Source organism: Sulfitobacter sp. M368, from assembly GCF_025141875.1.
GTDB classification, from domain to species: Bacteria; Pseudomonadota; Alphaproteobacteria; order Rhodobacterales; family Rhodobacteraceae; genus Sulfitobacter; species Sulfitobacter mediterraneus_A.
Genome location: NZ_CP081113.1, coordinates 1,586,050 through 1,605,159 on the forward strand (window position 1 = coordinate 1,586,050; position 19,110 = coordinate 1,605,159).

At 59.1% G+C, this 19,110-nt stretch carries 26 protein-coding genes; all 26 read left to right on the plus strand.

The window, feature by feature from the left end:
- Nucleotides 1–72 precede the first annotated feature (72 nt).
- Entirely contained in the window at nt 73–2,019 is a 1,947-nt protein-coding gene (locus K3754_RS07925) for an acetyl/propionyl/methylcrotonyl-CoA carboxylase subunit alpha (RefSeq protein WP_259942655.1), read from the plus strand.
- Nucleotides 2,016–2,687, plus strand: coding sequence for a glutathione S-transferase family protein (locus K3754_RS07930; RefSeq protein WP_203211542.1), 672 nt, complete (start codon nt 2,016–2,018; stop codon nt 2,685–2,687). The genes K3754_RS07925 and K3754_RS07930 overlap by 4 nt, the downstream gene beginning before the upstream one ends.
- 28 nt (nt 2,688–2,715) lie before the next feature.
- Nucleotides 2,716–3,570: a hydroxymethylglutaryl-CoA lyase gene (locus K3754_RS07935; protein ID WP_259942659.1), complete on the plus strand. Its 855-nt coding sequence runs from the start codon at nt 2,716–2,718 to the stop codon at nt 3,568–3,570.
- Between the two features lie 42 nt (nt 3,571–3,612).
- Entirely contained in the window at nt 3,613–4,395 is a 783-nt protein-coding gene (locus K3754_RS07940; RefSeq protein ID WP_259942661.1) for a crotonase/enoyl-CoA hydratase family protein, read from the plus strand.
- A 155-nt stretch (nt 4,396–4,550) separates the two neighbouring features.
- Entirely contained in the window at nt 4,551–4,997 is a 447-nt protein-coding gene (locus K3754_RS07945) for a hypothetical protein (protein WP_259942663.1), read from the plus strand.
- A gap of 222 nt (nt 4,998–5,219) precedes the next feature.
- Nucleotides 5,220–5,585 carry an NADH-quinone oxidoreductase subunit A gene (locus K3754_RS07950; protein WP_025048934.1) on the plus strand — a complete coding sequence of 122 codons (366 nt, stop codon included), beginning with the start codon at nt 5,220–5,222 and terminating at the stop codon, nt 5,583–5,585.
- Nucleotides 5,576–6,100: an NADH-quinone oxidoreductase subunit B family protein gene (locus K3754_RS07955; protein ID WP_025048935.1), complete on the plus strand. Its 525-nt coding sequence runs from the start codon at nt 5,576–5,578 to the stop codon at nt 6,098–6,100. Before K3754_RS07950 ends, K3754_RS07955 begins: the two co-directional genes overlap by 10 nt.
- On the plus strand, nt 6,097–6,702 hold the full coding sequence (locus K3754_RS07960; RefSeq protein ID WP_259942668.1) for an NADH-quinone oxidoreductase subunit C: 606 nt from the start codon (nt 6,097–6,099) through the stop codon (nt 6,700–6,702). Before K3754_RS07955 ends, K3754_RS07960 begins: the two co-directional genes overlap by 4 nt.
- On the plus strand, nt 6,702–6,875 hold the full coding sequence (locus K3754_RS07965; RefSeq protein ID WP_025048937.1) for a hypothetical protein: 174 nt from the start codon (nt 6,702–6,704) through the stop codon (nt 6,873–6,875). The genes K3754_RS07960 and K3754_RS07965 overlap by 1 nt, the downstream gene beginning before the upstream one ends.
- Complete coding sequence (locus K3754_RS07970) at nt 6,875–7,009, plus strand: hypothetical protein (protein ID WP_259942670.1); 135 nt, start codon at nt 6,875–6,877, stop codon at nt 7,007–7,009. The genes K3754_RS07965 and K3754_RS07970 overlap by 1 nt, the downstream gene beginning before the upstream one ends.
- A complete protein-coding gene (locus K3754_RS07975) occupies nt 7,009–8,250 on the plus strand; it encodes an NADH-quinone oxidoreductase subunit D (protein ID WP_203211537.1) in 1,242 nt (413 codons plus the stop codon). The genes K3754_RS07970 and K3754_RS07975 overlap by 1 nt, the downstream gene beginning before the upstream one ends.
- Nucleotides 8,251–8,329: 79 nt before the next feature.
- Nucleotides 8,330–9,532, plus strand: a complete 1,203-nt coding sequence (locus K3754_RS07980; RefSeq protein WP_259942672.1) for an NADH-quinone oxidoreductase subunit E — start codon at nt 8,330–8,332, stop codon at nt 9,530–9,532.
- A gap of 31 nt (nt 9,533–9,563) precedes the next feature.
- Complete coding sequence (locus tag K3754_RS07985; protein WP_259942674.1) at nt 9,564–10,400, plus strand: NADH:quinone oxidoreductase; 837 nt, start codon at nt 9,564–9,566, stop codon at nt 10,398–10,400.
- A gap of 17 nt (nt 10,401–10,417) precedes the next feature.
- Nucleotides 10,418–10,648, plus strand: coding sequence for a DUF5337 domain-containing protein (locus K3754_RS07990; protein ID WP_259942676.1), 231 nt, complete (start codon nt 10,418–10,420; stop codon nt 10,646–10,648).
- Nucleotides 10,649–10,658: 10 nt separating this feature from the next.
- Nucleotides 10,659–11,954, plus strand: a complete 1,296-nt coding sequence (gene nuoF / locus K3754_RS07995; protein ID WP_203211534.1) for an NADH-quinone oxidoreductase subunit NuoF — start codon at nt 10,659–10,661, stop codon at nt 11,952–11,954.
- Nucleotides 11,954–12,361 carry an MAPEG family protein gene (locus tag K3754_RS08000; RefSeq protein WP_203211533.1) on the plus strand — a complete coding sequence of 136 codons (408 nt, stop codon included), beginning with the start codon at nt 11,954–11,956 and terminating at the stop codon, nt 12,359–12,361. The genes nuoF and K3754_RS08000 overlap by 1 nt, the downstream gene beginning before the upstream one ends.
- 4 nt (nt 12,362–12,365) lie before the next feature.
- Nucleotides 12,366–12,872 (plus strand): DUF3291 domain-containing protein, encoded by a 507-nt coding sequence (locus K3754_RS08005; protein WP_259942678.1) that lies wholly within the window; start codon nt 12,366–12,368, stop codon nt 12,870–12,872.
- 69 nt (nt 12,873–12,941) lie between these two features.
- The gene (locus K3754_RS08010; protein ID WP_231024155.1) at nt 12,942–13,268 is read left to right on the plus strand and encodes a hypothetical protein; all 327 of its coding nucleotides are present in this window, start codon (nt 12,942–12,944) and stop codon (nt 13,266–13,268) included.
- Between the two features lie 120 nt (nt 13,269–13,388).
- Nucleotides 13,389–13,790: a DUF5333 domain-containing protein gene (locus tag K3754_RS08015; RefSeq protein ID WP_203211531.1), complete on the plus strand. Its 402-nt coding sequence runs from the start codon at nt 13,389–13,391 to the stop codon at nt 13,788–13,790.
- Nucleotides 13,791–13,794: 4 nt separating this feature from the next.
- Complete coding sequence (nuoG, locus tag K3754_RS08020; protein ID WP_259942682.1) at nt 13,795–15,810, plus strand: NADH-quinone oxidoreductase subunit NuoG; 2,016 nt, start codon at nt 13,795–13,797, stop codon at nt 15,808–15,810.
- Nucleotides 15,807–16,190 (plus strand): hypothetical protein, encoded by a 384-nt coding sequence (locus K3754_RS08025; RefSeq protein WP_203211529.1) that lies wholly within the window; start codon nt 15,807–15,809, stop codon nt 16,188–16,190. Before nuoG ends, K3754_RS08025 begins: the two co-directional genes overlap by 4 nt.
- A gap of 7 nt (nt 16,191–16,197) precedes the next feature.
- Complete coding sequence (gene nuoH / locus K3754_RS08030; protein ID WP_203211528.1) at nt 16,198–17,238, plus strand: NADH-quinone oxidoreductase subunit NuoH; 1,041 nt, start codon at nt 16,198–16,200, stop codon at nt 17,236–17,238.
- A 1-nt stretch (nt 17,239) separates the two neighbouring features.
- Complete coding sequence (gene nuoI / locus K3754_RS08035) at nt 17,240–17,734, plus strand: NADH-quinone oxidoreductase subunit NuoI (protein ID WP_203211527.1); 495 nt, start codon at nt 17,240–17,242, stop codon at nt 17,732–17,734.
- A complete protein-coding gene (locus K3754_RS08040; RefSeq protein WP_203211526.1) occupies nt 17,731–18,132 on the plus strand; it encodes a carboxymuconolactone decarboxylase family protein in 402 nt (133 codons plus the stop codon). Before nuoI ends, K3754_RS08040 begins: the two co-directional genes overlap by 4 nt.
- The gene (locus tag K3754_RS08045; protein WP_203211525.1) at nt 18,129–18,731 is read left to right on the plus strand and encodes an NADH-quinone oxidoreductase subunit J; all 603 of its coding nucleotides are present in this window, start codon (nt 18,129–18,131) and stop codon (nt 18,729–18,731) included. The genes K3754_RS08040 and K3754_RS08045 overlap by 4 nt, the downstream gene beginning before the upstream one ends.
- A gap of 73 nt (nt 18,732–18,804) precedes the next feature.
- Nucleotides 18,805–19,110 (plus strand): NADH-quinone oxidoreductase subunit NuoK, encoded by a 306-nt coding sequence (gene nuoK / locus K3754_RS08050; protein ID WP_025048953.1) that lies wholly within the window; start codon nt 18,805–18,807, stop codon nt 19,108–19,110.

Below are 19,110 nucleotides of genomic sequence, written 5' to 3' on the forward strand. Positions count from 1 at the left end.
GGGCCAGCCCCCAGACCCCCGGAGTATTGAAGGCCAAAAAGGAAGACAAAGTTGAAAGTGAAGGAACGGCGAATGTTTGACACGATCCTTATTGCGAACCGGGGCGAGATTGCCTGCAGGGTGATGGAAACGGCGCAGGCTATGGGTGTGCGTTGCGTGGCGGTGTATTCTGATGCGGACCGCGCGGCAAAACATGTGCAGATGGCAGATCTGGCTGTGCATATTGGCGGCTCCGCCCCGGCGGAAAGTTATCTGAAGGGTGATGTGATCATTCAGGCGGCGCTGGAGACCGGCGCACAGGCGATCCATCCCGGCTATGGCTTTCTGTCCGAGAACCCCGATTTTGTGGAGGCCGTCGAGAAGGCCGGTTTGACCTTTATCGGGCCATCGGCATCGGCCATTCGGGCGATGGGCCTGAAGGATGCGGCCAAGGCGCTGATGGTGGAGGCCGGCGTGCCGGTGGTGCCGGGCTATCATGGGGCGGATCAGGACGATGCGCTGCTGGCAGCCGAGGCCGAGAAGATCGGCTATCCGGTATTGATCAAGGCGGTCGCAGGCGGCGGTGGCAAGGGCATGCGATTGGTCGAAAAGGCGGGCGCGTTCCAGGCGGCGCTGGACTCGGCTCGCTCGGAAGCTAAGACCGCCTTTGGCAATTCGGATGTTCTGGTTGAGAAATTTGTGACCAAGCCGCGCCATATCGAGGTGCAGGTCTTTGGTGATGGCACCAAGGCGGTGCATTTGTTCGAGCGCGATTGTTCCTTGCAGCGCCGCCATCAGAAGGTGATCGAAGAGGCACCCGCGCCGGATATGCCGCAGGATGTGCGCGATGCCATGGGCCAGGCGGCGGTTCGGGCCGCCGAGGCGATTGGCTATGCCGGGGCCGGCACTGTTGAGTTTATCGTGGACGGCTCGGGCGGTTTGCGCGCAGATGGTTTCTTTTTCATGGAGATGAACACCCGCTTGCAGGTGGAACATCCGGTGACCGAGTTGATCACCGGTGTTGATCTGGTGGAATGGCAGCTGCGCGTGGCGGCGGGCGAGAGCCTGCCGAAGCAGCAGGGCGAATTGTCGATCAGCGGTCACGCCTTTGAAGCGCGGCTTTATGCCGAGGATGTGCCAAAGGGTTTTTTGCCCGCGACCGGCACGTTGACGCATTTGCAGTTCACCCCGCAGACCCGCGCCGACAGCGGTGTGCGGGCGGGCGATACTATCAGCCCGTTTTATGATCCGATGATTGCCAAGGTGATTGTGCATGGGCCGAACCGCGATGTGGCCCTGTCGCGCCTGCGTGCGGCACTGAGCGGTTGTCAGGTGGGCGGCACCGTGACCAATCTGGCCTTCCTCGGCGCGCTTGCCGCGCATGAAGGGTTTGGCAAGGGCGAGGTCGATACAGGCCTCATTGCCCGCGACATTGATGCGCTGACAGCCGCACCGGAGATTGCACCGCGCCATGCGGCGTTGGCCGGAATGGCGGCGCTGGGTCTCTTGGAGACCCAGGCCGAGACGGGATTCACCCTGTGGCGGGCGCTGCGGCGTCAGATCATGCTCGGCTGGGGCGGCGAGGAACATCTGCTGAAAGTGCGGGTGATCTCACCGGATGAACAGCATTGGACTCTGGGCGAGGACGAAGTGCAGGCCCTGCGCCGGGGGGGGCGCTGGACCATTGGCGGTCAACCTGCAGCGGATGTGGCCATCTCGGGCGCGACAGTCACTGTGTTTGAGGGTTACGGCATGGCCTTTGACGTGATTGACCCGCTGTCGCGGGCGGCAGGGGCGCAGGGCGACGGCAATCTCATCGAGGCACCGATGCCCGGACTTGTCCGCGCTGTGGATGCCAAAGTCGGGCAGAGGGTGGCCAAGGGCGACCGACTGGCGGTCCTAGAGGCCATGAAAATGGAGCATTCCTTGCTGGCGGCCCGCGATGGCGTGGTGGCCGAGGTTCTGGCCACGGCTGGCGATCAGGTTGAAGCGGGCGCAGCACTCGTTAGGTTGGAGGCCGAAGAGGAGGCCGCTGCATGATCACATTGCACCACTGTCCGCAGACCCGCTCGATGCGCACCCTTTGGTTGCTCAACGAGATGGATGTGGCGTTCCAGCTCAAGCTGCATGCGTTTGACAAATCCCTGCGCGATCCGGAGTACCTGAGCCTGTCACCGGCAGGCCGGGTGCCTGCGCTTGAGATCGACGGGGAACGGATGTTTGAAACCGGGGCGATCACACAATACCTGTGTGAACGCTACAGCCCTGACCGGTTGGGCCGTCCAGCGGATGATCCGGACCGCATGGCCTGGCTGGTCTGGGTACATTTCGCTGAAACCATCAGCCAGCACACGGCGGCCCTCACCCAGCAACATGTGGCGCTGCGCGAGGACCATATGCGCAGCCCTATCGTGATGAAGCTGGAGGCGGCGCGGATTGGCAAATGTTATGATGCACTCGAGGCGCGGCTGAGCACACCGGTGGAGAACCGCGACTATCTTTTGACCAGCGGGTTTTCGGCTGCGGATATATCTGTTGGTCAGGCTGTTTATATGTCACGCTACTTTGTGAAGCTGGATCAGCACCCTGCGGTGGCCGAATGGTATGCGCGGATCACGGCGCGGGACAGCTTTGCCAAATCCTTGCCCACAGAGGGCGGGATCTATGAACAGGAATTTTATCCCCCCTGGCCAATAGAAAAGGTCTGAGGCGGATGCGGCAACGAAGGGGAATGCCATGAGCTTGGGACCATGTGAAATTTTTGAGGTCGGCCCCCGGGACGGATTGCAAAACGAGGCACGGGAAATTCCCGTGGCGGAAAAGGTCGCGCTGATCGACCGGCTGAGCGACGCGGGTTTTCGGCGCATTGAATGCGCCAGTTTTGTCAGCCCCAAGTGGGTGCCGCAGATGGCGGGCTCGGGTGAGGTTCTGGGCCAGATCAAGCGGGCCAAGGGCGTGCGCTATGCTGCCCTGACGCCGAACATGCGCGGTTACGAGGATGCGCTGGCGGCCAAAGCTGATGAGATAGCGGTGTTCGGTTCGGCCTCTGAGGGGTTCAGCCAAAAGAATATCAACGCCAGTATCGCAGAATCGCTGGAACGGTTTGTGCCGGTGCTGGAGGAGGCGCGGCATCTGGATATCCCGGTGCGCGGCTATGTGTCCTGTGTAGTGGAATGCCCCTATGACGGCGCGGTTGATCCCTCCGCTGTGGCAATGGTGGCGGACAAGCTGTTTGCCATGGGATGTTATGAGGTTTCGCTGGGCGACACGATTGGCGCAGGCACGCCGGACAGCATTGCCAAGATGCTGCTGGCGGTGCGCGATGTGGTGCCGGTGGGGCGTCTGGCGGGGCATTACCATGACACTCACGGGCGGGCGATGGCCAATATTGATGCATCTTTGTCGATGGGGGTGCGGGTCTTTGATGCGGCTGTTGGCGGCTTGGGCGGCTGCCCCTATGCGCCGGGGGCGGCGGGCAATGTCGCAACGGAGGCGGTGAATGCGCATCTGACGGCACTGGGTTATGAAACGGGCCTTGATCAAGCGGTGATCGAAGAGGCCGCCGGGATGGCCCGCGCGATGCGGGGCTAGGCCACGGGCGCGGCAATCGGGGAAAAACGAAGTAGGAACAATATGTTCGAGACAATCAAGATTGAAACCGACACGCGCGGTGTGGCGACGCTGACGCTGAACCGGGAGGAAAAGCACAACGCCATGTCGGCGCAGATGCTGGCCGATCTGACACAGGCGGCGGCGGATCTGGCGGCGGATGATGCAGTGCGGGTGGTGGTGTTGACCGGTGCGGGCAAATCCTTTTGTGCCGGCGGTGATCTCGGCTGGATGCGCGATCAGGCCGAGATGGACCCGGAAACCCGCAGCAAAGAGGCAGGCAAGCTGGCGACGATGCTGGGGGCGCTCAACAGGCTACCAAAGCCGCTGATTGGCAAGGTGCAGGGCAATGCCTTTGGCGGCGGGGTTGGCATGGCCTCGGTCTGTGACGTTGCGATTGGTGTGGACAGCCTCAAGATGGGGTTCACCGAGACCCGGCTTGGGATCATTCCGGCGACCATCGGCCCTTATGTTCTGGCACGGATGGGCGAGGGGCGGGCACGGCGCGTGTTCATGTCGGCGCGGCTTTTTGGCGCGGCTGAGGCGATTGATCTGGGCCTGCTGGCCCGCGCGGTGCCTGCGGATGATCTGGACGCGGCGATTGAGGCCGAAGTGGTGCCCTATCTGTCCTGCGCCCCCGGCGCGGTGGCGGCGGCCAAGAAACTGGCCCGTGATCTGGGACCGCGGATTGATGATGAGGTCGTAGCGCATACCATCGCCGCACTGGCGGAACGGTGGGAGACAGAAGAGGCCGCCGAGGGCATCGGCGCGTTCTTTGACCGGCGCAAGGCGGCTTGGATGGCGTGAGGGGCAGGGACGGCGCGGCGGTTTGTTTGTTCATAGCGTTTGGCGCTTTGATCTGTGCCGCGCCAGCGAGTGCTCTGAGCTGTCGATACCCTGAGGCCTTTTTTGGCAAAGACCCGGCCAAGCAAACTCAGGATGAATTTATTCGGCGGCTTGCGATGGCGCATGGCGATTTGTCAGAAGGGGAATTTCTGGTCTGGGGCACCGTTGAAAAGGTGAAAGTCGGGCCATTTACACATGAGATCGAGGTTGATGACCGATCTGAGCGTTGGCTCGATCCCGATACCGCGGCAAATGAAATTCAAGCTGATGTCACCTATACCTATCGTAGAGCCATTCGATTTTCGGGCGTGCGGCTGAAAAACGGATCAGCCGAGTCCTTCTCGACCAGCCAGACGATCGTTCACTTACCGGTTCGAGCGCAATTCATCGGATCACTGCCAGCGTTTGATGAGCCGGTGTTTGGCATAATGTGGTCATCGGGTCAGGAGGATTGGGTCGAAATTCGCGCTGATCTGTGTGAGGTCTATTTCAGGCTTTCTGAACCCATGTTCCAGAAGGTCCGGGCCTGTTTGGCGGACCCAGATTGCACGATTGCGGATTGATCGACTGCAAAGGGGTAAACCGCGAACGCGGCCAAGCCCTTGCGGTCAATCTGCGCGAGGCACCCCATATCCATCCAATTGCACCTGATAAGGGCGCTTCTGCGGCCATTTACACCCATCCTCCCGTTGACCCTGACCACCACCTTGGCTAAACCCGTTCCAAGTCTGTTCTGCCAGCGTCTTTGACCAATCCAAAGACTGCCAAGCTAAAGGAGCCTCCCCTTGGACGACATGCTGCGGGAATATCTGCCCATCCTTGTTTTTCTGGCCGTGGCCATCGGGTTTGGCGTTGTGCTGATCCTTGCCGCTATCGTGGTTGCTGTGCGCAACCCGGATCCTGAAAAAGTGTCCGCCTATGAATGCGGGTTCAATGCCTTTGACGATGCGCGGATGAAGTTCGACGTGCGATTCTATCTCGTCTCGATTTTGTTCATCATTTTTGACCTTGAGATTGCCTTCCTGTTCCCATGGGCGGTGGCGTTCAAGGATATCTCCATGGTCGGCTTCTGGTCGATGATGGTGTTCCTGGGGGTTTTGACCGCCGGATTTGCTTATGAGTGGAAGAAAGGGGCGCTGGAATGGCAGTGACCGCAACGGCAGGGCCCGACCGCGAGGTTGCAACGCAGGCCCTGAACGCAGAATTGCAGGACAAGGGGTTCCTTGTCACGTCAACCGCAGACATCATCAACTGGGCCCGGACAGGCTCGTTGCACTGGATGACCTTTGGTCTGGCGTGCTGTGCGGTTGAGATGATGCACACCTCAATGCCCCGCTATGATCTTGAACGTTTCGGCACCGCGCCGCGCGCAAGCCCGCGCCAGTCTGACCTGATGATCGTTGCCGGGACGCTGACCAACAAGATGGCGCCGGCGCTGCGCAAGGTCTACGACCAGATGCCCGAGCCGCGCTATGTGATCTCCATGGGATCCTGTGCCAACGGTGGCGGCTATTACCACTATTCCTACAGCGTTGTGCGCGGCTGTGACCGGATTGTGCCGGTGGATGTCTATGTGCCGGGCTGCCCGCCCACGGCTGAGGCGCTGCTGTATGGTCTGCTGCAATTGCAGCGCAAGATGCGCCGGACAGGGACAATTGTACGATGAGCGAGCAACTGCAAGAACTCGGCGCCTATATTGAGGCCAAACGCCCCGATTGTGTGCTGTCATGGGAGATTGCCCATGGTGAGCTGACCGTGGATGTCACGCTGACCAACATCACTGGTCTGGTGGAGTTTCTCAAAGGCGATGCAACCTGCCGGTTCTCGACCTTGATCGACATCACAGCGGTGGATTATCCGGGCCGTGCCAAACGCTTTGACGTGGTGTACCATTTCCTCAGCATGTACCAGAACCACCGCATTCGCCTGCGCGTCGCGGCGCGGGAAATGGATATGGTGCCCTCGCTGGTCGATGTACATCCCAGCGCCAACTGGTTCGAGCGTGAAATTTTTGACATGTTCGGCATCCTGTTCTCCGGTCACCCGGACCTGCGCCGCATCCTTACGGATTACGGCTTTCGCGGGCATCCGCTGCGCAAGGATTTCCCGACCACGGGTTATACCGAAGTGCGTTATGACGAGGCGCAGAAACGCGTGGTCTATGAGCCGGTGAAGCTGGTTCAGGAATACCGCCAGTTTGACTTTATGTCGCCATGGGAGGGGGCTGAATACATCCTGCCCGGCGACGACAAGGCGGAGGCGAAGTAATGGGCGGTATCTGGTGGTTGATCCTGTCTGCACTGACAGCCATCCCGATGGTCAAGCTGCTGCCATTCTTTGGCATCAACAAATACTGGGCGGCTGTGTGCCTTGTCCCGCTGGGCACTATTGCCTTGCTGTGGTGGATGGGTCTCAAGCTGCAAGAGTTGGAGAAACTGTAATGATTGCGTTTCTGGAAAAGATGATGGCCGATCTGTTTGGTCTGCGCCAAGAGCTGCCGATCCCTGTGCGGGTTGAGGACAGCGATGACAAGTCGGACATCTTTGCCCGCAGGACATCCGGAGGCGATCAATAATGGACGGCGATATTCGCGTGAACACCTATGATGACGGCTCAACCGATGCTGTCACCGGGGAACAGAAGATCCGCAATTTCAACATCAACTTTGGCCCGCAACACCCCGCGGCGCACGGGGTTTTGCGTCTGGTACTGGAACTGGACGGCGAGATTGTAGAGCGCTGCGATCCGCACATCGGTCTGCTGCACCGTGGCACGGAAAAGCTGATGGAAAGCCGGACCTATCTGCAGAACCTGCCGTATTTCGACCGGCTGGATTATGTGGCGCCGATGAACCAGGAACATGCCTGGTGTCTGGCGATTGAAAAGCTGACCGGCACCGAAGTGCCGCGCCGCGCCAGCCTGATCCGGGTGCTTTATTCCGAGATTGGCCGGGTGTTGAACCACCTGCTGAACGTGACCACGCAGGCCTTGGACGTGGGGGCGCTGACGCCGCCGCTCTGGGGTTTCGAGGAACGCGAAAAGTTGATGGTGTTCTACGAGCGGGCCTGTGGCGCACGTCTGCACGCGGCCTATTTCCGTCCCGGCGGTGTGCATCAGGATCTGCCCGAAGACCTGATCGACGATATCGAAACGTGGGCCAATGAATTTCCGAACCTCTTGGATGACATTGACGGGTTGCTGACCGAAAACCGGATTTTCAAACAGCGTAACGTCGATATTGGCGTCGTGACCGAACAGGACATTCTGGATTATGCCTTCAGCGGCGTGATGGTGCGCGGCTCCGGTATGGCATGGGATTTGCGCCGTTCGCAGCCCTATGAGTGCTATGACGAGTTCGATTTCCAGATCCCGATCGGCAAGAATGGCGATTGCTTTGACCGCTACCTCTGCCGGATGGAAGAGATGCGGCAATCGGTCAGCATCATCCATCAGGCCATTGCCAAGCTGCGCGCGCCCGAGGGCAAGGGTGATATTCTGGCACGGGGCAAACTGACCCCGCCGACCCGCTCTGCGATGAAGACCAACATGGAAAGCCTGATCCATCACTTCAAGCTTTATACCGAAGGGTTCCACGTGCCGGCGGGCGAGGTCTATTGCGCCGTCGAAGCGCCAAAAGGCGAGTTTGGTGTGTTCCTTGTGGCGGATGGATCCAACAAACCCTACCGCGCCAAGATCCGCGCACCGGGCTATCCGCATTTGCAGGCGATGGATCACATCAGCAAGGGCCACCAGCTGGCCGATGTTGCTGCGATCATTGGCACCATGGACGTGGTGTTCGGGGAGATCGACCGCTGATGCGGCCGATGGACCATCACCTATTTGAATACACTCATGGCGGGCCATCGGTCCGCCACACAAACGAAAGCTAGAGACTATGCTGCGCCGTTTGCACCACGAACAACCCGAAAGCTTTGCCTTCACCCCTGCCAATCAGGCCTGGGCCGAAGCGCAGATGACCAAATACCCCGAAGGGCGTCAGGCCAGCGCGATCATTCCACTGTTGTGGCGTGCGCAGGAACAGGAGGGCTGGCTCAGCCGTCCGGCGATTGAGCATATCTCTGACATGCTGGGCATGGCCTATATTCGCGGGCTTGAGGTCGCGACCTTCTATTTCATGTTCCAGTTGCAGCCGGTTGGCTCTGTTGCGCATATCCAGATTTGCGGCACCACGACCTGCATGATCTGCGGCGCCGAAGATCTGGTTGGCTTGTGCAAGGAACGCATCGCGCCCAACCCGCATGAGCTGTCGGCGGATGGCAAGTTTTCCTGGGAAGAGGTCGAATGCCTTGGGGCCTGTGCCAATGCGCCCATGGCCCAGATCGGCAAGGATTATTACGAAGATCTCACCCGTGACAAATTGATTGAACTGCTGGATGATCTTTCCGCTGGCAAGGTTCCGGTTCCGGGCCCGCAAAACGGGCGTTACGCCTCCGAGCCACTCAGCGGTCTGACAAGCTTGACCGGCCATGACAGCGGCAAGACGCAATACAACGCCAGTGCGCAACTGGCCGTGGACATTGGCGACAGCGTTAAACGCATTGATGGCACCGAGGTGCCGTTGCTGACCCCATGGCTCAAGGGTGCAAACGCGGACAAGAAACCTGCGGCGGCGAAAAAGACCAAAGCGGCGGCAAAACCTGCGGCGGCCAAACGCGCGGTGGGCGAGAGTTCCGACAAGCACTCCGAAACACCGGGCGAAGCGCCCAAGGTCAAGGCAAAGGCCAAGCCCAAGTCGGGCAGTGTGGCACCAGCACCGGCCAAGGCAGAGGCGGCCCCGGCTGCGGGCAAAAAGCCACGCACGATGAAAGCGCCGCGCAAAGCGGGACCGGATGATCTGAAAATGATCAAAGGCGTCGGGCCAAAGCTGGAAGATTTGCTCAACTCCATGGGCTATTTCCACTACGACCAGATCGCAAAGTGGGACGCACAGGCGGTGGCTTGGGTGGATGAGAATTTGGAAGGCTTCAAAGGTCGCGTGAGCCGCGACAATTGGGTCGAACAGGCGGTTAAACTGGCCGCAGGCGAGGAGACAGAGTTTTCCACGCGGGCCAGCAAGGGGAATATCTACAAAGACTGAGACATAAAAAACAACGGGAAGAGGGACGAAAATGACAAAAAACACAGAAGGCGCCGATTGCGCGCGTAACTGTTGGATCATGGGTGCCGTTGGCGGCGTGATCTGCGCATTGTTGCTGCTGGCCTTGGCGGGCTGGTCGTTCCTTTCATCGCTGTTTGCAGGGATCGTGATTGCGATCATTCTTGGCTATTTGTTGATCCAGTTCCGTTGTAGCAGCAGTGGCAGTTCCTTTGCCTCGGGTCCGGCAGCGACGACGGTCTCTGCGGCCAGCGCAGCCAGCACGGACACCACGACCTCTGCTGCACCTGCTGCGTCTTCTGCTGCGGCAACGGCCCATGCAGCACCGGCCAAAGCGGTCGATATGGTTGATCCCGCGCCGGAGCCGGAGGCGCAGGAGGCCGCACCGGCAGAGACCTCCGCCCCGGCCACAGAAACAGCTGAGGCCGCAAGTGCCAAACCGGCCGCCGCAGCCAAGCCAAAGGTCGCAGCCAAGCCAAAAGCCGCAGCAAAACCAAAAGCCGCTGCCAAGTCCAAAGCCGCAGCGAAACCCAAGGCAGATGCCGCGGCCAAGCCCAAGCGGCCGCCCGTCGCGGCGGATGGCAAACCCGAATTGATGACTGCACCGCGTGCAACTGGCGCGGATGATCTCAAACTGATCAGCGGCGTTGGCCCCAAGTTGGAGCAAACCCTGAACGAGATGGGCATCTGGCACTACGATCAGGTTGCCGGATTGCGCAAGAAAGAGATCGCCTGGGTTGATGAGCGCCTGCGCTTCAAAGGCCGCATCGAACGGGACAATTGGGTCAGTCAGGCCAAGATACTGGCCAAAGGCGGCGAGACCGAGTTCTCGAAGCGTAAGAAGAAATAGACCGGAGCGCCCCGCAGATGAGCGTTGAGACAGACAAAGCAATTGCACGCAAAGGCCAGAGTGTTGCTCTGGTCATTGCCGTGACGATGGTGCTTTGGATCATCGCACAATGGGCGGGGCCTGCGTTGGGGCTGCCGGGGCGTTTCGCGCTCCTGTTCGATTTTGCAGCTTTGGCCGCGCTCTTTTGGGCGTTGGTTGTGATTTATCAGATATGGCAGGCCCGGCGGGCCGCCAAAGCAAGTGAGTAGGTAGGCAGTTATGCTTCAGGACCAAGACCGCATCTTTACCAACATCTACGGGATGCATGACCGTACGCTCAAAGGGGCGCAGGCGCGCGGCCATTGGGATGGCACCGCCGGCATCATCAAAAAGGGGCGTGACTGGATCATCGACCAGATGAAAACCTCCGGTCTGCGCGGGCGCGGCGGTGCGGGTTTCCCCACCGGTTTGAAATGGTCCTTCATGCCGAAAGAAAGCGATGGCCGGCCATCCTATCTCGTGATCAACGCGGACGAATCCGAGCCGGGCACCTGCAAAGACCGCGAAATCATGCGCCACGATCCGCATACGCTGATCGAAGGGTGCCTGATTGCCAGCTTTGCGATGAATGCCAACGCCTGCTACATCTACATTCGCGGCGAATACATCCGCGAGCGTGAGGCGCTGCAAGCCGCGATTGATGAGGCTTATGACGCGGGCCTTCTGGGCAAGAACGCTGCCAAGTCCGGCTGGGACTTTGATCTTTACCTGCACCACGGGGCAGGGGCCTATATCTGCGGCGAGGAAACCGCGCTGCTGGAAAGCCTTGAGGGCAAAAAGGGCATGCCGCGGATGAAGCCGCCGTTCCCGGCGGGGGCTGGCCTTTATGGCTGTCCGACCACGGTGAACAATGTGGAATCGATTGCCGTTGTGCCAACAATCCTGCGGCGCGGGCCGGAATGGTTTGCCGGTTTTGGCCGCCCCAACAACGCGGGCACCAAGCTGTTTGCGATCTCCGGTCACGTCAACAACCCCTGCGTGGTCGAAGAGGCGATGTCGATCACTTTCGAAGAGCTGATCGAAACCCACTGCGGCGGCATTCGCGGCGGCTGGGACAATCTCAAGGCTGTGATCCCGGGCGGATCCTCGGTGCCGATGATCCCCGGCAAGGACATGCGCGAAGCGATCATGGACTTTGACTACCTGCGTGAGCAGCGCTCTGGTCTGGGCACGGCGGCGGTCATCGTGATGGACAATTCCACCGACGTGATCAAAGCGATCTGGCGTTTGTCGAAGTTCTACAAGCACGAAAGCTGCGGCCAGTGTACGCCCTGCCGCGAAGGCACGGGCTGGATGATGCGGGTGATGGACCGTCTGGTGACAGGCGACGCGGAACCCGAAGAGATCGACATGCTGCTGGACGTGACCAAACAGGTCGAAGGCCATACAATCTGTGCGCTGGGTGATGCGGCGGCCTGGCCTATTCAGGGTCTCATCCGCCACTTCCGCGACGAGATCGAAGACCGGATCAAACACAAACGCACCGGACGCGTTTCAGCAGTGGCGGCAGAATAATGGAAGCTTTTGCAGAATACAGCCACGCCATCCTGTCTTTGGCGCTTTGGTCAGTGATTGTTGCGCTTCTGGCGGGGGCGTCCACGATTGGCCGCTCGGCAGAGAAACGTTGTGAATGTGGCAAGCCAAAGCGGGATTATTCCGATGTGGTTTACCGCCGTGAGCGGGCGTTCATGAACGCGGTTGAAAACTCCGGCCCATTCGTGGCGGCTACAGCAGCCGCGATGCTGGCCGGTGCGCCGGCGTTCTGGGTCAATCTTCTGGCCTCGTTGTTCATCGTGGCGCGGATCGTAATGGTGTTTATTCACATCAAGACGGAAAACCAGGGCATGCGTTCGGCCAGCTTTGCTGTGGGTTGGTTCTGCATGTTGGCATTGGCTGTTCTGGCCGTTGTGGCGGTGCTTTGATCTGATGCAACATCCCGCCGGTCATCATCTTGCCGAGCTGAACCTGGGCATTCTCAAATATGATTGGGATGATCCAAGGGTGAAGGATTTTGTAGATGGGCTGGATCTGGTCAACGGGATTGCGCAACGCGCAGCCGGTTTTGTCTGGATGATGAACGAAGACACCATGCAGCGCGAACAGAACAATCCCGAAGGCGAAATGGGGGGTAACCCGCGCATGGCCTCGACCCTTTCTGTTTGGGAAAGCGTTGAAACGCTTGAACATTTTGTCTGGAACACCGTTCACAAGCAGTTCTATGATCGCAAGGCGGAATGGTACGACATGGGCGCGGCACTGCGGTTTGCGATGTGGTGGGTGCCTGAGGGACATCGCCCCACCATGGCCGAGGCGATGGAACGTTTCAGGCATCTGGAAAAGCACGGCGAAAGTGATTTTGCCTTTGGCTGGTCCTTTGTGAAATCTGCAGGACTTTGGAAGACCAAGGCCTGTGGCGCGGGGCAGGCGGCGTGAGCATTTCGCGCGGGCAACATATGATGATGCGGGGGCTGCGGCCCTGCTGCATTCTGGCGGAGAAGTAAGATGAAGATAATTGTTCCAGCCCTGATGGTTGCCGCGTTGCTGGCAGGCTGCGCAGACAAAAGCAAACTGACCCCGTTCGAAGGGTTCTATTATCGCACCAAGGTGGCAAAGGTGGACAAACAGCTGGATGTATTCACCGTGACAGTGCGCGACGCCTCCCAGTCGGTTGAGGGTGCGCGGCAGGCCGGTGAACACGCGGCGATCTCCCATTGCGTGCAGTACTACGGCAGTTCCGATATCGAATGGACGGTTGGTCCTGACACCCCCGCAGAGGAGTTGAGAATTGTGGATGACCGGCTGGTTTTCAGTGGCCGTTGCCCACAGTAAAATTTGGCGCGTAAAACCCGCCTGAGGCTTTGCATTTCGTGATGTTATTGCCTATCAGACACCAAAACCGCATGTGCGAAGCTGGGCCAGACTGCCCGCATCACATGAGGAGAAGTAAGAATGCGATTTATCGTGATTGCAATAACCGGATTAAGTTTGATGGCGGTGCCCGCCATGGCCAAGCCCCCGTTGCGGGAGGTGGCTGTGATTGATGATGCGCTGCTTGATCTTGGGATTGCCGACCGGATCCGCAAAAGCTGTCCAACGATCTCGGCGCGGATGCTCAAGGCGGTCAGTTATGTCTGGGATCTAAAGGCGCAGGCGCGGGCGCTTGGCTATTCCGAAGCAGAGATCGAGGCCTACGTCGACAGCGAGGCCGAAAAAGACCGGATGCGTGCCCGTGGAAGGGCGTTTTTCAAGGCAAAGGGGGTCGATACTTCTGACCCGCAAAGCTATTGTGCGCTAGGACGTGCAGAGATTCAAAAATCGAGCCGGATCGGTTCGTTACTGAAAGCGAAGTGAGCATATGAGCGATACCCGCAAGATCATCATCGACGGCAAGGAAATCGAAGTCGATGGGGCGATGACCCTCATTCAGGCCTGTGAGCAGACCGGCGTCGAAGTGCCGCGGTTTTGCTACCATGAACGGCTGTCGATTGCCGGGAACTGCCGGATGTGTCTTGTCGAGGTTGTGGGTGGTCCGCCCAAACCTGCGGCCTCCTGTGCGATGCAGGTGCGCGATCTGCGCCCCGGTCCCGAGGGCCAGCCGCCTGTGGTCAAGACCAATTCGCCTATGGTCAAAAAGGCCCGCGAAGGGGTCATGGAGTTTCTGCTGATCAACCACCCGCTTGATTGCCCGATCTGCGATCAGGGTGGCGAATGCGATCTTCAGGATCAGGCGATGGCCTACGGCGTTGATTTCTCGCGTTACCGCGAGCCCAAGCGCGCCACCGAAGATCTGGATCTTGGGCCATTGGTTGAAACCCACATGACCCGCTGTATTTCCTGCACCCGCTGTGTGCGTTTCACCACCGAGGTGGCGGGTTTGCACATGATGGGTCAGACAGGCCGCGGCGAAGATGCCGAGATCACCTCGTATCTGGGCCAGACGCTCAACAGCAATCTGCAAGGCAACATCATTGATCTGTGCCCCGTGGGCGCATTGGTGTCGAAGCCTTACGCCTTTACCGCCCGTCCGTGGGAATTGACCAAAACCGAAAGCATCGATGTGATGGATGCGCTTGGCTCCAACATCCGGGTGGACACCAAGGGCCGCGAAGTGATGCGCATTCTGCCGCGCAACCATGACGGCGTGAATGAGGAATGGATTTCCGACAAAACCCGTTTTGTATGGGACGGTCTGCGCCGCCAGCGTTTGGACACGCCCTACATTCGCGAAAACGGCAAGCTGCGCAAAGCCAGCTGGCCAGAGGCGCTGTCCGCGGCTGCGGCGGCGATGAAGGGAAAGAAAGTTGGCGGTCTGGTCGGCGATCTGACGTCGGTCGAGGCGGCCTTTGCCCTGAAACAACTGATCGAAGGGCTGGGCGGCAGCGTTGAATGCCGCACCGATGGCGCGAAACTGCCAGCGGGCAACCGATCTGGCTATGTGGGCACGGCCACAATCGAAGACATCGACAGCGCACAGGCGATCATGCTGATCGGGACCAACCCCGCAGTTGAAGCGCCGGTTTTGAATGCGCGTATCCGCAAGGCCTGGACCAAAGGCGCGGGCATTGGCGTGATTGGCACAAACGTCGATCTGACCTATGAAACCATGCATATCGGTGATGATCCCTCGATCATGTCCGACCTGATGAAGCGGGATCATTCTGATGTGGCTGAAAAGCCGTCAGTGATCATCATCGGGCAGGCGGCATTGGCCCGAGAGGATGGCGCGGCGATCCTGGCCGAGGCGATGGCGCTGGCCGACAGCACCAAATCCACCTTCATGGTGCTGCACACTGCGGCAGGCCGTGTGGGCGCGATGGACATCGGCGCGACGTCCGAGAACGGCATCACCGATGTTCTGGGCGCAGAGGTGATCTACAACCTTGGCGCGGACGAGGGTGACATTCCCGCCGGTCCGTTTGTGATTTATCAGGGCAGCCATGGCGACCGTGGTGCTCACCGCGCAGACATCATCCTGCCCGGTGCCGCCTATACCGAAGAGCCGGGTCTGTTTGTGAACACCGAAGGGCGGCCACAGATTGCACAGCGAGCAGGCTTTGCCCCCGGCGAAGCCAAGGAAAACTGGGCCATTCTTCGGGCACTTTCTGCGGAACTGGATGCAACCTTGCCGTTCGATTCCATCGCTGCCCTGCGTCAGCAATTGGTTGCGGCGCATTCGCATCTGGGCGATGTCGATGAAGTTGCGGCGAACGAATGGCAACCACTTGAGCGCGGCAAGATCATGGCCAACCCATTTGACGCGGCGATCAAGGATTTCTACCTGTCCAACCCGATTGCCCGCGCCAGCCAATTGATGGCGGAGCTGTCCGCCAACGCCGCCGCACGCGCCGCTGCACCACTGGCGGCGGAGTGAAGCGGGTGGCAGCAGTTTTTCCTCTTGCCTTGGCGGCTTGCGAGACACCGCCGCCCACGGCGGAGGATTTCATCCCGGAATACAAAGGGGTGGAAACCAAGCTTTTGGAGGGCGATCTGGTGCAGTTCAACGTCGCCATGACCAAAGCACAAAGCACAAAAGACGTAGCGGATTACGCCAGATGCGCTGCTGCGCAGTACACGTTAATCCGTGGTTACGGTTTTGCGCGTCATGTCCGCACAAATGTGAGCCAAGAGGGTAGCATATGGCGGGCAGATGCTGTTTACACAATCTCGCCGAGCCTGCCGCGCGGCTTGAGGACAATTGATGCTGAAGTGACTGCGCAAGACTGCGCAGAACGCGGCATACCGACGGTGTGAGGGACTAATGGCTGAATTCTTTTACAACACGGGTCTGGGCATTGCCTTGCTGACATTGGGGCAGGTTCTGTTGATCCTTCTGCCGCTTTTGGTCGCGCTGGCCTTTTTGATGTACGCGGACCGCAAAATCTGGGCGGCGGTGCAGATGCGCCGGGGGCCCAATGTGGTGGGCGTCTTTGGTCTGATGCAAAGTTTCGCGGACTTGCTGAAATACGTGGTGAAAGAGGTCGTCGTCCCTGCGGGCGCGGACAAGCCGGTGTTTTTCCTCGCGCCGATGGTGTCGCTGGTGATGGCACTGATCGCCTGGGCCGTGATCCCCTTCAACGAGGGTTGGATCCTGTCGGACATCAACGTGGCGATCCTGTATGTTTTTGCGGTCTCCTCGCTTGAGGTTTACGGCGTGATCATGGGTGGTTGGGCGTCCAACTCCAAGTATCCGTTCCTTGGCTCGCTCCGCTCTGCGGCGCAGATGATTTCTTACGAGGTGTCGATCGGCCTGATCATCATCGGCGTGATCCTGTCCACCGGTTCGATGAACTTTAGCTCGATCGTGAATGCGCAAGATGGCGATTGGGGCATCTTCAACTGGTACTTCCTGCCGCATTTCCCGATGCTGTTCTTGTTCTTCATCTCGGCGCTGGCCGAAACCAACCGCCCACCGTTTGACCTGCCCGAAGCGGAATCAGAACTGGTGGCGGGCTATCAGGTTGAATATTCCTCCACGCCGTTCCTTTTGTTCATGATCGGTGAACTGGTGGCCGTGGTTCTGATGTGCGCATTGGTATCGCTGTTGTTCTTCGGTGGCTGGCTGTCGCCGGTGCCGTTCCTGCCCGATGGCTTCTTCTGGATGTTCATCAAGATGCTGTTTGTCTTCTTCATGTTCTCCATGGTGAAGGCGATCACGCCGCGCTACCGCTATGACCAGCTGATGCGACTGGGGTGGAAGGTGTTCCTGCCGTTCAGCCTGTTCTGGGTGGTGTTCGTGGCCTTTGCCGCAAAATTCGAATGGTTCTGGGGCGTATATGCGCGCTGGACCGTAGGGGGCTGATATGACGCAGATCGACTATACCCGCGCCGCAAAATATTTCCTGCTGCAGGATTTTGCCAAAGGCATGATGCTGGGCCTGAAGTATATGTTCCGCCCCAAGGCGACCATCAACTATCCGCACGAAAAAGGCCCGCTGTCCCCGCGGTTTCGCGGTGAACATGCGCTGCGCCGTTATCCAAATGGCGAAGAGCGTTGCATCGCCTGCAAATTGTGCGAGGCGGTCTGCCCTGCACAGGCGATCACCATCGACGCCGAGCCGCGCGAGGACGGCAGCCGCCGCACCACGCGTTACGACATTGACATGACCAAATGCATCTACTGCGGTTTCTGCCAGGAAGCCTGCCCTGTAGATGCGATTGTCGAGGGGCCAAACTTCGAGTTCTCAACTGAAACCCGCGAAGAGCTGTATTACGACAAGGCCAAGCTGCTTGAGAACGGTGACCGCTGGGAAGCCGAAATCGCCCGCAACCTCGAAATGGATGCACCTTACCGATGAGCGATCCCAAAAACCCCTTTGAAGCGATGATGAACCAAGCGCAGGAAATGGCCAAAGGCTTTCCTGCGATGGATGCGTTCACGCCGAAGGGGTTTGAGGCGATGATGGGCACCATGCCCAAGGACATGATGGAAATGATGTTCGGCAATACGCTGAACGAAGGCGGGCTGGATGCGCGCACACGGATGTTGCTGACATTGGCCGGGCTGACCATGCAGGGCGCACAAAACGATATGGCCGTGCGCCAGACCGTGCGCCACGCGCTTGAGGCCGGGGCGACCAAGCAGCACATCGTAGAAACAATCGGGCAGATGTCGGTGTTCGCCGGTATTCCCGCAATGACCCGCGCGCTGGAACTGGCGCAAGCGGTGTTGGACGAAAAAGAGGGCGACGCATGAGTGTCTTTTCATTCTACCTGTTTGCAACCTGCGTGATTGCGGGCGGGCTGTTCACCGTGATCAGCCGCAACCCCGTGCACTCGGTGCTGTGGTTGATCCTGTCATTCCTGAGCGCGGCGGGCCTGTTTGTCCTGCTGGGGGCGGAATTTGTCGCGATGCTGCTGATCATTGTCTATGTCGGCGCTGTCGCGGTGCTGTTCCTGTTCGTGGTGATGATGCTGGATGTCGACTTTGCCGAGCTGAAGGCAGAGATGGCTCGCTATATGCCGCTGGCTTTGCTCATCGGTCTGGTGATCTTGATGCAATTCGTCATGGCCTTTGGCGCATGGGAAAGCAACGCGGCGGCCGAGGGGCTGCGCACGCAGGTGACGGACACAAGCGTGCACAACACTGCGGCGCTGGGTCTGATCCTTTATGATGACTACTTCCTGCTGTTCCAACTGGCGGGGCTGATCCTGCTGGTGGCGATGATCGGCGCGATTGTGCTGACGCTGCGCCACCGGGTGGATGTGAAACGCCAGGACGTGGTGGCGCAGATGATGCGCGATCCGGCGAAGGCGATGGAATTGAAAGACGTGAAACCGGGGCAGGGGCTCTGAGCCCCGATTTTTCGGAAAAATCGGACCGGTTTCTTCGAAGAAACCGGCGCAAGACGGAAAGTGTAAGAATAAGATGATCGGACTTGAACACTATCTGACAGTAGCGGCGACGCTGTTTGTCATTGGCATCTTCGGGCTTTTTCTGAACCGTAAGAACGTGATCATTTTGTTGATGAGCATCGAATTGATGCTCTTGGCGGTGAACATCAACTTTGTCGCTTTCTCCAGCTTTCTGGGTGATCTGGTCGGGCAGGTTTACACGTTGTTTGTCCTGACCGTTGCGGCGGCTGAGGCGGCCATCGGTCTTGCCATTCTGGTCTGTTTCTTCCGTAACCGTGGCACGATCGCGGTCGAAGATGTCAACGTGATGAAGGGCTGA

Excerpts from the sequence above, each read along its gene's own strand:
- K3754_RS07925 (WP_259942655.1), top strand. The coding sequence starts at position 73 with ATGTTTGACACGATCCTTATTGCGAACCGGGGCGAGATTGCCTGCAGG.
- K3754_RS07930 (WP_203211542.1), top strand. The coding sequence starts at position 2,016 with ATGATCACATTGCACCACTGTCCGCAGACCCGCTCGATGCGCACCCTT.
- K3754_RS07935 (WP_259942659.1), top strand. The coding sequence starts at position 2,716 with ATGAGCTTGGGACCATGTGAAATTTTTGAGGTCGGCCCCCGGGACGGA.
- K3754_RS07940 (WP_259942661.1), top strand. The coding sequence starts at position 3,613 with ATGTTCGAGACAATCAAGATTGAAACCGACACGCGCGGTGTGGCGACG.
- K3754_RS07945 (WP_259942663.1), top strand. The coding sequence starts at position 4,551 with ATGGCGCATGGCGATTTGTCAGAAGGGGAATTTCTGGTCTGGGGCACC.
- K3754_RS07955 (WP_025048935.1), top strand. The coding sequence starts at position 5,576 with ATGGCAGTGACCGCAACGGCAGGGCCCGACCGCGAGGTTGCAACGCAG.
- K3754_RS07960 (WP_259942668.1), top strand. The coding sequence starts at position 6,097 with ATGAGCGAGCAACTGCAAGAACTCGGCGCCTATATTGAGGCCAAACGC.
- K3754_RS07965 (WP_025048937.1), top strand. The coding sequence starts at position 6,702 with ATGGGCGGTATCTGGTGGTTGATCCTGTCTGCACTGACAGCCATCCCG.
- K3754_RS07970 (WP_259942670.1), top strand. The coding sequence starts at position 6,875 with ATGATTGCGTTTCTGGAAAAGATGATGGCCGATCTGTTTGGTCTGCGC.
- K3754_RS07975 (WP_203211537.1), top strand. The coding sequence starts at position 7,009 with ATGGACGGCGATATTCGCGTGAACACCTATGATGACGGCTCAACCGAT.
- K3754_RS07980 (WP_259942672.1), top strand. The coding sequence starts at position 8,330 with ATGCTGCGCCGTTTGCACCACGAACAACCCGAAAGCTTTGCCTTCACC.
- K3754_RS07985 (WP_259942674.1), top strand. The coding sequence starts at position 9,564 with ATGACAAAAAACACAGAAGGCGCCGATTGCGCGCGTAACTGTTGGATC.
- K3754_RS07990 (WP_259942676.1), top strand. The coding sequence starts at position 10,418 with ATGAGCGTTGAGACAGACAAAGCAATTGCACGCAAAGGCCAGAGTGTT.
- nuoF (WP_203211534.1), top strand. The coding sequence starts at position 10,659 with ATGCTTCAGGACCAAGACCGCATCTTTACCAACATCTACGGGATGCAT.
- K3754_RS08000 (WP_203211533.1), top strand. The coding sequence starts at position 11,954 with ATGGAAGCTTTTGCAGAATACAGCCACGCCATCCTGTCTTTGGCGCTT.
- K3754_RS08005 (WP_259942678.1), top strand. The coding sequence starts at position 12,366 with ATGCAACATCCCGCCGGTCATCATCTTGCCGAGCTGAACCTGGGCATT.
- K3754_RS08010 (WP_231024155.1), top strand. The coding sequence starts at position 12,942 with ATGAAGATAATTGTTCCAGCCCTGATGGTTGCCGCGTTGCTGGCAGGC.
- K3754_RS08015 (WP_203211531.1), top strand. The coding sequence starts at position 13,389 with ATGCGATTTATCGTGATTGCAATAACCGGATTAAGTTTGATGGCGGTG.
- nuoG (WP_259942682.1), top strand. The coding sequence starts at position 13,795 with ATGAGCGATACCCGCAAGATCATCATCGACGGCAAGGAAATCGAAGTC.
- nuoH (WP_203211528.1), top strand. The coding sequence starts at position 16,198 with ATGGCTGAATTCTTTTACAACACGGGTCTGGGCATTGCCTTGCTGACA.
- nuoI (WP_203211527.1), top strand. The coding sequence starts at position 17,240 with ATGACGCAGATCGACTATACCCGCGCCGCAAAATATTTCCTGCTGCAG.
- K3754_RS08040 (WP_203211526.1), top strand. The coding sequence starts at position 17,731 with ATGAGCGATCCCAAAAACCCCTTTGAAGCGATGATGAACCAAGCGCAG.
- K3754_RS08045 (WP_203211525.1), top strand. The coding sequence starts at position 18,129 with ATGAGTGTCTTTTCATTCTACCTGTTTGCAACCTGCGTGATTGCGGGC.
- nuoK (WP_025048953.1), top strand. The coding sequence starts at position 18,805 with ATGATCGGACTTGAACACTATCTGACAGTAGCGGCGACGCTGTTTGTC.